15 protein-coding genes are annotated in these 12,954 nt (G+C 51.3%); 11 read left to right on the forward strand and 4 right to left on the reverse strand.

Annotated features, from left to right (window positions below; genetic code table 11):
• Positions 1-190: 190 nt before the first annotated feature.
• On the reverse strand, positions 191-1,042 hold the full coding sequence (locus EFER_RS03300; protein WP_000634373.1) for an alpha/beta hydrolase: 852 nt from the start codon (positions 1,040-1,042) through the stop codon (positions 191-193).
• A 133-nt stretch (positions 1,043-1,175) separates the two neighbouring features.
• Positions 1,176-1,979: an inositol-1-monophosphatase gene (suhB, locus tag EFER_RS03305; protein ID WP_000553451.1), complete on the reverse strand. Its 804-nt coding sequence runs from the start codon at positions 1,977-1,979 to the stop codon at positions 1,176-1,178.
• A gap of 118 nt (positions 1,980-2,097) precedes the next feature.
• On the opposite strand from suhB, the gene trmJ reads away from it, so the two are divergent.
• From trmJ to sseB, 11 genes are all read left to right on the forward strand, one after another.
• Positions 2,098-2,838, forward strand: a complete 741-nt coding sequence (gene trmJ / locus EFER_RS03310; protein ID WP_000940026.1) for a tRNA (cytosine(32)/uridine(32)-2'-O)-methyltransferase TrmJ — start codon at positions 2,098-2,100, stop codon at positions 2,836-2,838.
• Positions 2,839-3,107: 269 nt separating this feature from the next.
• Positions 3,108-3,596, forward strand: coding sequence for a Fe-S cluster assembly transcriptional regulator IscR (gene iscR / locus EFER_RS03315; RefSeq protein WP_001241357.1), 489 nt, complete (start codon positions 3,108-3,110; stop codon positions 3,594-3,596).
• A 240-nt stretch (positions 3,597-3,836) separates the two neighbouring features.
• Positions 3,837-5,051 carry a cysteine desulfurase gene (gene iscS / locus EFER_RS03320; RefSeq protein WP_012599947.1) on the forward strand — a complete coding sequence of 405 codons (1,215 nt, stop codon included), beginning with the start codon at positions 3,837-3,839 and terminating at the stop codon, positions 5,049-5,051.
• 27 nt (positions 5,052-5,078) lie between these two features.
• Positions 5,079-5,465: a Fe-S cluster assembly scaffold IscU gene (gene iscU, locus EFER_RS03325; protein WP_000331707.1), complete on the forward strand. Its 387-nt coding sequence runs from the start codon at positions 5,079-5,081 to the stop codon at positions 5,463-5,465.
• 16 nt (positions 5,466-5,481) lie between these two features.
• Entirely contained in the window at positions 5,482-5,805 is a 324-nt protein-coding gene (iscA, locus tag EFER_RS03330; protein WP_000028953.1) for an iron-sulfur cluster assembly protein IscA, read from the forward strand.
• A gap of 95 nt (positions 5,806-5,900) precedes the next feature.
• The gene (hscB, locus tag EFER_RS03335) at positions 5,901-6,416 is read left to right on the forward strand and encodes a co-chaperone HscB (protein ID WP_000384413.1); all 516 of its coding nucleotides are present in this window, start codon (positions 5,901-5,903) and stop codon (positions 6,414-6,416) included.
• Between the two features lie 16 nt (positions 6,417-6,432).
• The gene (gene hscA / locus EFER_RS03340; RefSeq protein ID WP_001196583.1) at positions 6,433-8,283 is read left to right on the forward strand and encodes a Fe-S protein assembly chaperone HscA; all 1,851 of its coding nucleotides are present in this window, start codon (positions 6,433-6,435) and stop codon (positions 8,281-8,283) included.
• A gap of 1 nt (position 8,284) precedes the next feature.
• Positions 8,285-8,620: an ISC system 2Fe-2S type ferredoxin gene (gene fdx, locus EFER_RS03345; protein WP_001124471.1), complete on the forward strand. Its 336-nt coding sequence runs from the start codon at positions 8,285-8,287 to the stop codon at positions 8,618-8,620.
• 11 nt (positions 8,621-8,631) lie between these two features.
• Entirely contained in the window at positions 8,632-8,832 is a 201-nt protein-coding gene (gene iscX / locus EFER_RS03350; RefSeq protein WP_000523616.1) for a Fe-S cluster assembly protein IscX, read from the forward strand.
• Between the two features lie 177 nt (positions 8,833-9,009).
• Entirely contained in the window at positions 9,010-10,293 is a 1,284-nt protein-coding gene (pepB, locus tag EFER_RS03355; protein WP_000133572.1) for an aminopeptidase PepB, read from the forward strand.
• A 118-nt stretch (positions 10,294-10,411) separates the two neighbouring features.
• Positions 10,412-11,188, forward strand: coding sequence for an enhanced serine sensitivity protein SseB (sseB, locus tag EFER_RS03360; protein ID WP_012599948.1), 777 nt, complete (start codon positions 10,412-10,414; stop codon positions 11,186-11,188).
• Between the two features lie 31 nt (positions 11,189-11,219).
• Here the strand turns inward: sseB and timP are convergent, their stop codons facing one another.
• Together timP and sseA are read right to left on the reverse strand one after the other, a co-directional pair.
• Positions 11,220-11,345, reverse strand: coding sequence for a small toxic inner membrane protein TimP (timP, locus tag EFER_RS24715; protein ID WP_243204021.1), 126 nt, complete (start codon positions 11,343-11,345; stop codon positions 11,220-11,222).
• Positions 11,346-11,952: 607 nt separating this feature from the next.
• A complete protein-coding gene (gene sseA, locus EFER_RS03365) occupies positions 11,953-12,798 on the reverse strand; it encodes a 3-mercaptopyruvate sulfurtransferase (RefSeq protein ID WP_000214208.1) in 846 nt (281 codons plus the stop codon).
• Between the last annotated feature and the right edge of the window lie 156 nt (positions 12,799-12,954).

The raw sequence follows: 12,954 nt of genomic DNA on the forward strand, positions 1-12,954 counted from the left end.
AGATCTCCCGTTCGTGGTTTGATAAGAATAGCTAAAGTTTATTTATAAAAATGATGATTGAAACGCTTTGCACCAGAATACGGGGGAAGGTCACAGAATTTTTAACTGGAGAGTTGGCTTTGTTAAGACGAAGCGAGCACCTTAAGGTGATTTTGTGCTGTCTTCTTTCACCTCAGAGAGAGTTGCGATGTCATCGGGTGTTTAATGCATTGAGGATAAAATTCACCATCTGGTCGCGATATACCCCGCCATGGCGTTCTGAAAAGGCGTCGATATGTTCACCATCAGGAAGGATAATTTTTTGTTTCGGTTCGCGGGTGAGATCATAAAGCCTTTCACTTTGCTCCCAGGGAATGACGCGATCAGCTTTACCATGAATGATCAGTACAGGAATGGGGCTGACTTCAGCGATGAAGCGTTCCGCATTATAACTGTCGTCCATAAAGAAACCGCTACCGGGGATCATCTGGTTAGCGATTGAGGAATAAGAAGCAAAGGTTGAGTCGAGAATTACCGCGCGAATACCTTCGCGATCACCATTCCCAAGAGCACTAACCATATTCGCGCCACCAATACTTTGGCCAAACAAGACCAGACGTTGCGGGTTAACATCACTGCGGTGGCGCACAACATTAATCGCACTTTGCGTATCATCTAATAACCCTGCCTGAGAAGGTCTTCCCTTTGATTTACCGAATCCACGATAATCAAACATAAAGACATTGAAATTCCGTTCCGGTAACCAACTGACCAATGGCCAGTGTGCGGACATATTGCCTGCATTGCCGTGAGCGTGAATGACAGTCGCAATGGCGTTTTCGGCGGGGCCAGTCGCAGAAGGAATAAACCAGCCGTGCAGGCGTGTGCCGTCTTTGGCAGTGAATTCTACTGATTCGGCAGACCAGGGATCGGGGCCATAAATTTTATCGTCCGGGTAATAGAAAAAATTGATAGCGATACGCGGTATTAAATAAACGCAGAACAGAATGACGAACAAAATAAAGACAATTTTTAGAACGCGCTTATTAACCGCAACAATCATCTCTCTTTCCCTGAAATAGACTAAAAACGGAAAGATGGTGTGAGAGCAGTGAAGGAATGTAAAGTGAAGGTGTGCAGTTTCAGAAAAGCGCCTGAAGAGTTGGCGGGTGAGTGGATATCACCCGCCTGAGTCATTAACGCTTCAGGGCGTCGCTTAACTCGTCACGCATGTTCGCCAGCATGGCTTTAACAACGCGCGGGTTACCGGCAACGATGTTACCGGTCAGCATGTAGTTATGACCACCGGTGAAGTCGCTGACGATGCCGCCCGCTTCACGAACCAGTAGCTCGCCTGCGGCGAAATCCCACGGACGCAGACCGATTTCAAAGAAACCGTCAACACGACCTGCGGCAACGTAAGCCAGATCCAGCGCCGCAGAACCAGTACGACGGAAGTCTGCACATTCGTTGAACAGTTTGCCGACGATGTTGATGTAAGTGGTGGCGTACTGTTTTGCTTTGAACGGGAAGCCGGTCGCAAGAATAGTACCGTCGAGATCGCGAGCGGTGCTGCCGCGCAGACGGTAGCCGTTCAGCTGTGCGCCCTGACCGCGAGTGGCGGTGAACAGTTCGTTACGCATAGGATCATAAACCACAGCAACTTCGGTGCGGCCTTTGATACGAACGGCGATAGATACCGCGAAGTGCGGCAGGCGTTTGATAAAGTTGGTAGTGCCATCCAGTGGATCGATAACCCATTGAACATCCTGATCGGTACCTTCAAGTTCACCGCTTTCTTCGGTAATGATGGTGTGCTGTGGGTAAGATTTACGAATCGTGTCGATAATCACCGCTTCGGCAGCTTTATCTACGTTGGTCACGAAATCGTTACTGCCTTTCTGGCTCGCTTCTACAGCGTCCGGGGTTTCATAGTTTTTGGCAATTAAATTACCCGCCTTGCGCGCTGCGCGCACGGCGATGTTCAGCATCGGATGCATCGGTCTCTCTCACTGGATGTTAAAGAACGGGAAAACGGCGCAGAGTATAGCAGCGAGATCGGCATCTGTCTTCGTTTTATGATAAGATGCGTGAATAATCTTTAGATGAAGAAAGACAATGCTGCAAAATATTCGAATTGTGCTGGTGGAGACGTCACACACCGGCAATATGGGTTCTGTTGCCCGTGCCATGAAAACAATGGGCTTAACCAATCTGTGGCTGGTTAATCCACTAGTGAAACCTGACTCCCAGGCGATTGCTCTGGCAGCAGGGGCCAGCGATGTGATTGGTAATGCTCACATTGTCGATACACTCGACGAAGCGTTAGCCGGTTGTAGCTTGGTGGTTGGCACCAGTGCACGCTCGCGCACGCTGCCGTGGCCGATGCTCGACCCGCGCGAATGCGGTTTGAAAAGCGTCGCTGAAGCGGCAAATACGCCGGTGGCACTGGTTTTTGGTCGTGAGCGTGTCGGCTTGACCAATGAAGAGTTGCAAAAGTGCCATTATCATGTCGCCATTACCGCTAACCCGGAATACAGTTCGCTTAACCTGGCGATGGCTGTTCAGGTTATTGCCTATGAAGTGCGCATGGCCTGGCTGGCGACTCAGGAGAACAGCGAGCAGGTTGAACATGACGAGACGCCGTATCCGCTGGTCGATGATCTGGAACGTTTTTACGGTCATCTTGAACAAACGCTGCTGGCAACCGGCTTTATCCGTGAAAACCATCCGGGGCAGGTGATGAATAAGCTGCGTCGTCTGTTTACCCGTGCGCGCCCGGAAAGCCAGGAGTTGAATATCCTGCGCGGGATTCTGGCTTCTATTGAGCAGCAGAATAAAGGTAACAAGGCCGAATAACCGAGGTTGCCTGATACGGCGCTTAACGCGTCTTGTCAGGCCTACATTGTACTGAACCCCTGGTCGGATAAAGTGTTTACGCCGCACCCGACAACAGGTACAAACGCCACGATAAAAAAATGGCACTGAAGGTTAAATACCCGACTAAATCAGTCAAGTAAATAGTTGACCAATTTACTCGGGAATGTCAGACTTGACCCTGCTATGCAATACCCCCACTTTTACAATAAAAAACCCCGGGCAGGGGCGAGTTTGAGGTGAAGTAAGACATGAGACTGACATCTAAAGGGCGCTATGCCGTGACCGCAATGCTTGACGTTGCGCTCAACTCTGAAGCGGGCCCGGTACCGTTGGCTGATATTTCCGAACGTCAGGGAATTTCCCTTTCTTATCTGGAACAACTGTTTTCCCGTCTGCGTAAAAATGGTCTGGTTTCCAGCGTACGCGGACCAGGCGGTGGTTATCTGTTAGGCAAAGATGCCAGCAGCATCGCCGTTGGCGAAGTGATTAGCGCCGTTGACGAATCTGTAGATGCCACCCGTTGTCAGGGTAAAGGCGGCTGCCAGGGTGGCGATAAATGCCTGACCCACGCGCTGTGGCGTGATTTGAGCGACCGTCTCACCGGTTTTCTCAACAACATTACTTTAGGCGAACTGGTTAATAACCAGGAAGTGCTGGATGTATCTGGTCGTCAGCATACTCACGACGCGCCACGCACCCGCACACAAGACGCGATCGACGTTAAGTTACGCGCTTAATTTAACCGTCCTGTTTCGTGTTGCATCTGCGTTGACTGCACATACTCACTCCGGTCACTTACTTATGTAAGCTCCCGGAGATTCGTAAGTTTGTCAACTTGCTGAAACTCGAAACAGTTAGGTTAAAGATAACAAGATATTAGAATCAGGCCGGGGCGTATCGCGCTCCGTAAACACGGTCGTACATCCAGCCGGTAGCCTGGTTCCTTGCATTGAGTGATGTACGGAGTTTATAGAGCAATGAAATTACCGATTTATCTCGACTACTCCGCAACCACGCCGGTGGACCCGCGTGTTGCCGAGAAAATAATGCAGTTTATGACGATGGACGGAACCTTTGGTAACCCGGCCTCCCGTTCTCACCGTTTCGGCTGGCAGGCTGAAGAAGCGGTAGATATCGCTCGTAATCAGATTGCCGATCTGGTTGGCGCTGATCCGCGAGAAATCGTCTTTACCTCTGGTGCTACCGAATCTGACAACCTGGCGATCAAAGGTGCTGCTAACTTTTATCAGAAAAAAGGCAAGCACATCATCACCAGCAAAACCGAACACAAAGCGGTACTGGATACCTGCCGTCAGCTGGAGCGTGAAGGTTTTGAAGTCACCTACCTGGCACCGCAGCGTAACGGTATTATCGACCTGAAAGAACTCGAAGCAGCGATGCGTGACGACACCATCCTTGTTTCCATCATGCACGTAAATAACGAAATTGGCGTGGTGCAGGATATCGCGGCTATCGGCGAAATGTGCCGTGCTCGTGGCATTATCTATCACGTTGATGCAACCCAGAGCGTGGGCAAACTGCCTATCGACCTGAGCCAGTTGAAAGTTGACCTGATGTCTTTCTCCGGTCACAAAATCTACGGCCCGAAAGGTATCGGTGCGCTGTATGTGCGTCGTAAACCGCGCGTACGTATCGAAGCACAAATGCACGGCGGCGGTCACGAGCGCGGTATGCGTTCCGGTACTCTGCCTGTTCACCAGATCGTCGGTATGGGCGAAGCCTATCGCATCGCAAAAGAAGAGATGGCGACCGAGATGGAACGTCTGCGCGGCCTGCGTAACCGTCTGTGGAACGGCATCAAAGATATCGAAGAAGTTTACCTGAACGGTGACCTGGAACACGGTGCGCCGAACATTCTCAACGTCAGCTTTAACTACGTTGAAGGTGAGTCGCTGATTATGGCGCTGAAAGACCTTGCGGTTTCTTCCGGTTCTGCCTGTACGTCAGCAAGCCTCGAACCGTCCTACGTGCTGCGCGCGCTGGGGCTGAACGACGAGCTGGCACATAGCTCTATCCGTTTCTCTTTAGGTCGTTTTACTACTGAAGAAGAGATCGACTACACCATCGAGTTAGTTCGTAAATCCATCGGTCGTCTGCGTGACCTTTCTCCGCTGTGGGAAATGTACAAGCAGGGCGTGGATCTGAACAGCATCGAATGGGCACATCATTAATCGGTATCGGAATCAGGAGAATTTATAATGGCTTACAGCGAAAAAGTTATCGATCATTACGAGAATCCGCGTAACGTGGGTTCCTTCGACAACAACGACGAGAACGTGGGCAGCGGCATGGTGGGTGCACCGGCCTGTGGCGACGTGATGAAGTTGCAGATTAAAGTCAACGATGAAGGTATCATTGAAGACGCGCGTTTTAAAACTTACGGCTGCGGTTCCGCTATCGCTTCCAGCTCCCTGGTCACCGAATGGGTGAAAGGGAAGTCTCTCGACGAAGCACAGGCGATCAAAAACACCGATATTGCTGAAGAACTTGAACTGCCGCCGGTGAAAATTCACTGTTCTATTCTGGCAGAAGACGCGATCAAAGCCGCCATTGCGGACTATAAAAGCAAACGTGAAGCAAAATAAGAGTTGAGGTTTGGTTATGTCGATTACACTGAGCGACAGTGCAGCAGCGCGAGTAAATACCTTTCTGGCTAACCGCGGCAAAGGGTTTGGCCTGCGTCTGGGCGTGAGAACCTCCGGATGTTCAGGTATGGCTTATGTACTGGAATTTGTTGACGAACCGACGCCGGAAGACATCGTGTTTGAAGACAAAGGCGTGAAAGTCGTGGTCGATGGCAAAAGCCTGCAATTTCTGGACGGTACGCAACTGGATTTCGTAAAAGAAGGCCTGAACGAAGGGTTTAAATTTACCAACCCGAACGTCAAAGATGAGTGTGGTTGCGGCGAAAGCTTCCACGTTTGATGCGCATACCGATAACCCCACCGTGGTCAGCTGCGCGTGGGGTTTGTTTTACCTGATTCGTCGTTATTGCGGCGGATCGCAGCCCTGAGAATGTTATGGATTACTTCACCCTCTTTGGCTTGCCTGCCCGTTATCAACTCGATACCCAGGCACTGAGCCTGCGTTTTCAGGATCTACAACGTCAGTATCATCCTGATAAATTCGCCAGCGGAAGCCAGGCGGAACAACTCGCCGCCGTACAGCAATCTGCAACCATTAACCAGGCCTGGCAAACGCTGCGTCATCCGTTAATGCGCGCGGAATATTTACTTTCTTTGCACGGTTTTGATCTCGCCAGCGAGCAGCATACTGTGCGCGACACCGCGTTCCTGATGGAACAGCTGGAGCTGCGCGAAGAACTGGACGAGATCGAACAGGCGAAAGATGAAGCACGGCTGGAAAGCTTTATCAAACGTGTGAAAAAGATGTTTGATACCCGCCATCAGTTGATGGTTGAACAGTTAGACAACGAGACGTGGGACGCGGCGGCGGATACCGTGCGTAAGCTGCGTTTTCTCGATAAACTGCGAAGTAGTGCCGAACAACTCGAAGAAAAACTGCTCGATTTTTAATTTCTGGAAGCTAAACATGGCCTTATTACAAATTAGTGAACCTGGTTTGAGTGCTGCGCCGCATCAGCGTCGTCTGGCGGCCGGTATTGACCTGGGCACAACCAACTCGCTGGTGGCGACAGTACGCAGCGGTCAGGCCGAAACGTTAGCCGACCATGAAGGCCGTCACCTGCTGCCCTCTGTTGTTCACTATCAACAGCAGGGGCATTCGGTGGGTTATGACGCGCGCGCTAACGCAGCGCTTGACACCGCCAACACCATTAGTTCTGTTAAACGCCTGATGGGGCGCTCGCTGGCTGATATCCAGCAACGCTACCCGCATTTGCCTTATCAATTCCAGGCCAGCGAAAACGGCTTGCCGATGATTGAAACAGCAGCGGGATTGCTGAATCCGGTGCGCGTTTCTGCGGACATCCTCAAAGCACTGGCGGCGCGGGCAACTGAAGCCCTGGCTGGCGACTTGGATGGTGTCGTTATCACCGTTCCGGCGTACTTTGACGATGCCCAGCGTCAGGGCACCAAAGACGCGGCGCGTCTGGCTGGGCTGCATGTTCTGCGCTTGCTTAACGAACCGACCGCTGCGGCTATCGCCTACGGGCTGGATTCCGGTCAGGAAGGCGTGATCGCTGTTTATGACCTCGGTGGCGGGACGTTTGATATTTCCATTCTTCGCTTAAGTCGCGGCGTGTTCGAAGTGCTGGCGACCGGCGGTGATTCTGCGCTCGGCGGCGATGACTTTGACCATCTGTTAGCAGATTACATTCGCGAACAGGCGGGCATTCCTGACCGTAGCGATAACCGCGTTCAGCGTGAACTGCTGGATGCCGCCATTGCGGCCAAAATCGCGCTGAGCGATGCGGACTCTGTGACCGTGAATGTTGCGGGCTGGCAGGGTGAAATCAGCCGTGAACAATTCAATGAATTGATCGCGCCATTGGTAAAACGAACCTTACTGGCTTGTCGTCGTGCGCTGAAAGACGCGGGCGTAGAAGCTGATGAAGTGCTGGAAGTGGTTATGGTTGGTGGTTCTACCCGCGTGCCGCTGGTGCGTGAACGAGTGGGCGAATTTTTCGGTCGTCCACCGCTGACTTCCATCAACCCGGATAAAGTCGTCGCTATTGGCGCGGCGATTCAGGCGGATATTCTGGTGGGTAACAAGCCGGACAGCGAAATGCTGTTGCTTGATGTGATCCCGCTGTCGCTGGGCCTCGAAACCATGGGTGGCCTGGTGGAGAAAGTGATCCCGCGTAACACCACAATTCCGGTGGCCCGCGCCCAGGATTTCACCACCTTTAAAGATGGTCAGACGGCGATGTCTATCCATGTAATGCAGGGTGAGCGTGAGCTGGTGCAGGACTGCCGCTCGCTGGCACGTTTTGCGCTGCGTGGTATTCCGGCGCTACCGGCTGGCGGCGCGCATATTCGCGTAACGTTTCAGGTCGATGCTGATGGTCTTTTGAGCGTGACGGCGATGGAGAAATCCACCGGCGTTGAGGCGTCTATTCAGGTTAAACCGTCTTATGGTCTGACCGACAGTGAAATCGCTTCGATGATCAAAGACTCAATGAGCTATGCCGAGCAGGACGTAAAAGCCCGTATGCTGGCTGAACAAAAAGTAGAAGCGGCGCGTGTGCTGGAAAGTTTGCACGGCGCGCTGGCTGCTGATGCCGCGCTGTTAAGCGCCGCAGAGCGTCAGGTCATTGACGATGCTGCCGCTCACCTGAGTGAAGTGGCGCAGGGCGATGATGTTGACGCCATCGAACAAGCGATTAAAAACGTAGACAAACAAACCCAGGATTTCGCCGCTCGCCGCATGGACCAGTCGGTTCGTCGTGCGCTGAAGGGCCATTCCGTGGACGAGGTTTAATATGCCAAAGATTGTTATTTTGCCTCATCAGGATCTCTGTCCTGATGGCGCTGTTCTGGAAGCGAATAGCGGTGAAACCATTCTCGACGTTGCGCTGCGTAACGGCATCGAGATTGAACACGCCTGTGAAAAATCCTGTGCTTGCACCACCTGCCACTGCATCGTTCGTGAAGGTTTTGATTCGCTGCCGGAAAGCTCAGAGCAGGAAGACGATATGCTGGACAAAGCCTGGGGGCTGGAGCCGGAAAGCCGTTTAAGCTGCCAGGCGCGCGTTACCGACGAAGATTTAGTGGTCGAAATTCCGCGTTACACTATCAACCATGCGCGTGAGCATTAACAGAGGTTAGTATGGGACTTAAGTGGACCGATAGCCGCGAAATTGGCGAAGCACTGTACGATGCATATCCCGATCTTGATCCGAAAACGGTTCGATTCACCGATATGCATCAGTGGATTTGCGATCTGGAAGATTTCGACGACGACCCGCAGGCGTCCAACGAGAAAATCCTCGAAGCGATTTTATTAGTCTGGCTGGACGAAGCCGAGTGATTTCCGCGTCATGCTTCACGCCGCAGATGCGTTGGCTGCGCTCGTTCACCCCAGTCACATAGTTATCTATGCTCCTGGGGCTTCACTCACTTGCCGCCTTCCTGCAACGCGAATCATTTAGCGGAAAAATCCTGGGGCTGCCAACTGGAGGCCCTTTTACAAATAAGGATAACTAAAATGACAGAAGCGATGAAGATTACCCTCTCGACCCAACCTGCCGACGCGCGCTGGGGAGAAAAAGCGACTTACAGCATTAATAATGATGGTATTACCCTGCATTTGAACGGGGCAGACGATCTGGGGCTGATCCAGCGTGCGGCGCGCAAGATTGACGGTCTGGGCATCAAGCATGTTCAGCTAAGCGGTGAAGGCTGGGATGCGGATCGTTGCTGGGCATTCTGGCAAGGTTACAAAGCCCCGAAAGGCACGCGTAAAGTGGAGTGGCCGGATCTGGACGATGCCCAGCGTCAGGAACTGGATAACCGCCTGATGATCATCGACTGGGTGCGTGACACCATCAACGCACCAGCAGAAGAACTGGGGCCATCGCAACTGGCACAGCGTGCTGTTGATCTGATCAGCAACGTCGCAGGCGATCGTGTGACTTACCGGATCACCAAAGGTGAAGATCTTCGTGATCAAGGTTATATGGGGCTGCACACTGTCGGGCGTGGTTCAGAACGTTCCCCGGTATTGCTGGCGCTGGATTACAACCCAACTGGCGATAAAGAAGCGCCGGTGTACGCGTGCCTGGTAGGTAAAGGCATCACCTTTGATTCCGGCGGCTACAGCATCAAACAGACCGCGTTTATGGACTCAATGAAGTCTGACATGGGCGGTGCGGCAACGGTTACCGGGGCGCTGGCATTTGCCATTACGCGCGGTCTGAACAAGCGTGTGAAGCTGTTCCTCTGCTGTGCGGATAACCTGATTAGCGGCAACGCGTTCAAACTGGGGGATATCATTACCTATCGCAACGGTAAAAAAGTCGAAGTCATGAACACCGATGCGGAAGGGCGTCTGGTTCTGGCAGATGGCCTGATTGACGCCAGTGCGCAGAAACCGGAACTGATTATCGATGCCGCGACACTCACCGGTGCGGCGAAAACCGCGCTGGGTAATGATTATCACGCGCTGTTCAGTTTTGACGATGCGTTGGCCGGTCGCCTACTGGAGAGTGCCGCCCAGGAGAACGAACCGTTCTGGCGTCTGCCGCTGGCGGAGTTCCACCGTAGCCAGCTGCCATCTAACTTTGCGGAACTGAACAACACCGGAAGCGCGGCGTATCCGGCAGGTGCAAGTACGGCGGCGGGCTTCCTGTCGCACTTTGTTGAGAACTATAAACAAGGTTGGCTGCATATCGATTGTTCGGCGACTTACCGTAAAGCACCAGTTGAACAGTGGTCTGCGGGTGCGACCGGGCTGGGTGTGCGCACGATTGCTAATCTGTTAACGGCGTAAACGTCTTATTTGGCCTACAAAATTGCGAACATCCAATAGATTGCGATTCCCTTGTAGGCCTGATAAGCGTAGCGCATCAGGCACTTGTGCCCCGAACGTTGAATGAATTGTGGTTCTTATGTCCGAAACAAAAAACGAACTTGAAGAGCTGCTGGAAAAAGCAGCAACTGAACCGGCGCACCGCCCGGCCTTTTTCCGTACTCTACTGGAATCCACTGTCTGGGTACCAGGTATGGCAGCGCAGGGCGAGGCTGTGGTTGAAGATAGCGCGCTTGATTTACAGCACTGGGAAAAAGAAGACGGTACCAGCGTCATTCCTTTTTTCACCTCGTTAGAAGCACTTCAACAGGCGGTCGACGGCAAACAGGCATTTGTCGTAATGCCCGTTCGCACATTGTTTGAGATGACCCTTGGCGAAACGCTCTTCCTTAATGCCAAACTGCCAACCGGTAAAGAATTTATGCCGCGTGAAATCAGTTTGCTGATCGGTGAAGAAGGAAATCCGCTGAGCAGTCAGGAAGTACTGGAAGGCGGTGAATCGCTGATATTATCGGAAGTCGCAGAGCCGCCAGCACAAATGATTGATTCACTTACCACCTTATTTAAAACCATTAAGCCGGTGAAGCGTGCTTTTATTTGTTCAATTAAAGAGAACGAAGAGGCACAGCCTAATTTACTTATTGGCATTGAAGCCGATGGCGATATCGAAGAAATTATTCAGGCGGCGGGAAGTGTAGCGACCGATACATTACCTGGTGATGAACCAATAGATATTTGCCAGGTGAAAAAAGGGGAAAAAGGAATTAGCCACTTTATTACCGAACATATTGCGCCATTCTATGAACGTCGCTGGGGGGGATTCCTGCGTGATTTTAAACAGAATCGAATAATTTAAAATATGCCGCCCCAAAGGGCGGCATTCGGGCTTACTTGCTGTTCTGAAGGTTGTTAACCATCAGTAAATTGTTGCCGGAGGGACTCCGGTTATTATTTACTTCGGAAAACAGCGCACCAGAAACAATAAGTACGATACAGAAGTACCGTATCTTCATTGTGCGGTCCATGCGAAGACCGCATCACGACAGCACCACTGGCGATATTGCCGCGATAGCAAGCGACGAGATACACTTGCATTTACGGTCATGGAACATCCTTTCCTAAAGCCAGTGCCCGTTTGCGAGACGGCGGAAAGGGCCGTTGTCGATAATACGCTAACCGAAAAATAATTACTCGTTTTTTACTTGACACAAAATTTCTTAACAACGATTATTATTTTGCTGTGAGGCACCTGCGTTGTTCATGCAACACAAGTGAACCTGCTGGAAAGGCCGCGAACCAGACCGGCAACAAATAACCGTCTGATTTTGGCGGTTTTTTGTTGTTTTAAGAAAAGTGAATTTACACGTTTAAGTAATATCTTTTACCGGTTAGTATTTTAAATATTGAGCGGGATTTGTTTATATTTGTCTGAATTCGGACTGATAAGCCAAATGAATTCAAAATCTATCCTTTTTTATCTACTTGACATCGTTGATGCATAAAGCGAGTATTGAGTAGACGAGATACACTTGCAGTAATACAACCTGCTGGAAAGGCCGCGAACCAGACCAGCAATAAAAAACCGCCAAATTTGGCGGTTTTTTATTGCCTGTATAAAGCTTATTTCACTGGCTCAACCGGTAAATCTGCTCGTGCGCCCCATTCACTCCATGCGCCGTCGTACAGTTTCACGTTTGGCACATCGAGTGTCGCGAGTGCCAACAAAACCACGGCCGCCGTTACACCAGAGCCGCAGCTGACGATAATTGGTTTGTCGTAGCTGACGCCGCGACCAAAAAATATCGCATCCAGTTCATCGGTCGTTTTCAGTTCGCCTTCGCGCACCAGTTCCGTCCACGGAACATTCAGTGCACCGGGAATATGTCCGCGACGTAAACCTGCGCGAGGTTCATCAACTTCTGCATTAAAACGTGCAGCCGGGCGGGCATCAATAATTTGCGCCGTTTTTTCATGGCTTGCCAACAGAACGTCCGTGACATTTACTACCGCATCCGGGGTGAATTTTGCTGTAAACTCGCCTTCAGGTAGTTCCACATCTCCTTTTTCCAGAAGTAACTCATCGCGTTGCCATCCTGTTAATCCGCCAGCGAGAATCGATACTCTTTCGACACCAAAAGTGCGCAGCATCCACCATGCGCGTGGCGCAGAAAAGAGATTACCTTCATCGTATACAATCAGATGCTTATCCTGATTAACGCCCAGTTCACGCATAGCGACGGCAAACGCTTCCGGGCGCGGCATCATATGTGGAAAGGAGGACGTGTGATCAGAAAGGGCTTCAATATCGAAAAAAACGGCACCAGGAATATGTCCTTCGCGGTACTCCTGTAAAACATGACGCTCCTTCTCTCCAGGTGGAGCCATACGGGCATCAATAATTTGAATTTCTGGATCGTTAATATGCTCGGCGAGCCAGTCGGCTGCAACAAACCAGGTTGTGGTCATAGACATCTCCATTGTTGCCGGGTTACTGATAAATTGTCGGTGGTTTAGCGTAAAGCGACAAGCAAAAGGGATTAATTTGGCTGCTTAAGCCACATTTCGCACTAAAATTCAGACTCTGCGGACGTGATACTCAATTACATAACGATAATTCTCACG

The organism is Escherichia fergusonii ATCC 35469 (assembly GCF_000026225.1).
Lineage (GTDB): Bacteria > Pseudomonadota > Gammaproteobacteria > Enterobacterales > Enterobacteriaceae > Escherichia > Escherichia fergusonii.

Bases quoted from the DNA above. Each gene is read 5' to 3' on its own strand.
- iscX (WP_000523616.1), top strand. From the start codon at position 8,632: ATGGGACTTAAGTGGACCGATAGCCGCGAAATTGGCGAAGCACTGTAC.
- iscU (WP_000331707.1), top strand. From the start codon at position 5,079: ATGGCTTACAGCGAAAAAGTTATCGATCATTACGAGAATCCGCGTAAC.
- iscR (WP_001241357.1), top strand. From the start codon at position 3,108: ATGAGACTGACATCTAAAGGGCGCTATGCCGTGACCGCAATGCTTGAC.
- hscA (WP_001196583.1), top strand. From the start codon at position 6,433: ATGGCCTTATTACAAATTAGTGAACCTGGTTTGAGTGCTGCGCCGCAT.
- pepB (WP_000133572.1), top strand. From the start codon at position 9,010: ATGACAGAAGCGATGAAGATTACCCTCTCGACCCAACCTGCCGACGCG.
- iscA (WP_000028953.1), top strand. From the start codon at position 5,482: ATGTCGATTACACTGAGCGACAGTGCAGCAGCGCGAGTAAATACCTTT.
- suhB (WP_000553451.1), bottom strand. From the start codon at position 1,979: ATGCATCCGATGCTGAACATCGCCGTGCGCGCAGCGCGCAAGGCGGGT.
- fdx (WP_001124471.1), top strand. From the start codon at position 8,285: ATGCCAAAGATTGTTATTTTGCCTCATCAGGATCTCTGTCCTGATGGC.
- sseA (WP_000214208.1), bottom strand. From the start codon at position 12,798: ATGACCACAACCTGGTTTGTTGCAGCCGACTGGCTCGCCGAGCATATT.
- EFER_RS03300 (WP_000634373.1), bottom strand. From the start codon at position 1,042: ATGATTGTTGCGGTTAATAAGCGCGTTCTAAAAATTGTCTTTATTTTG.
- sseB (WP_012599948.1), top strand. From the start codon at position 10,412: ATGTCCGAAACAAAAAACGAACTTGAAGAGCTGCTGGAAAAAGCAGCA.
- hscB (WP_000384413.1), top strand. From the start codon at position 5,901: ATGGATTACTTCACCCTCTTTGGCTTGCCTGCCCGTTATCAACTCGAT.
- iscS (WP_012599947.1), top strand. From the start codon at position 3,837: ATGAAATTACCGATTTATCTCGACTACTCCGCAACCACGCCGGTGGAC.
- trmJ (WP_000940026.1), top strand. From the start codon at position 2,098: ATGCTGCAAAATATTCGAATTGTGCTGGTGGAGACGTCACACACCGGC.
- timP (WP_243204021.1), bottom strand. From the start codon at position 11,345: ATGAAGATACGGTACTTCTGTATCGTACTTATTGTTTCTGGTGCGCTG.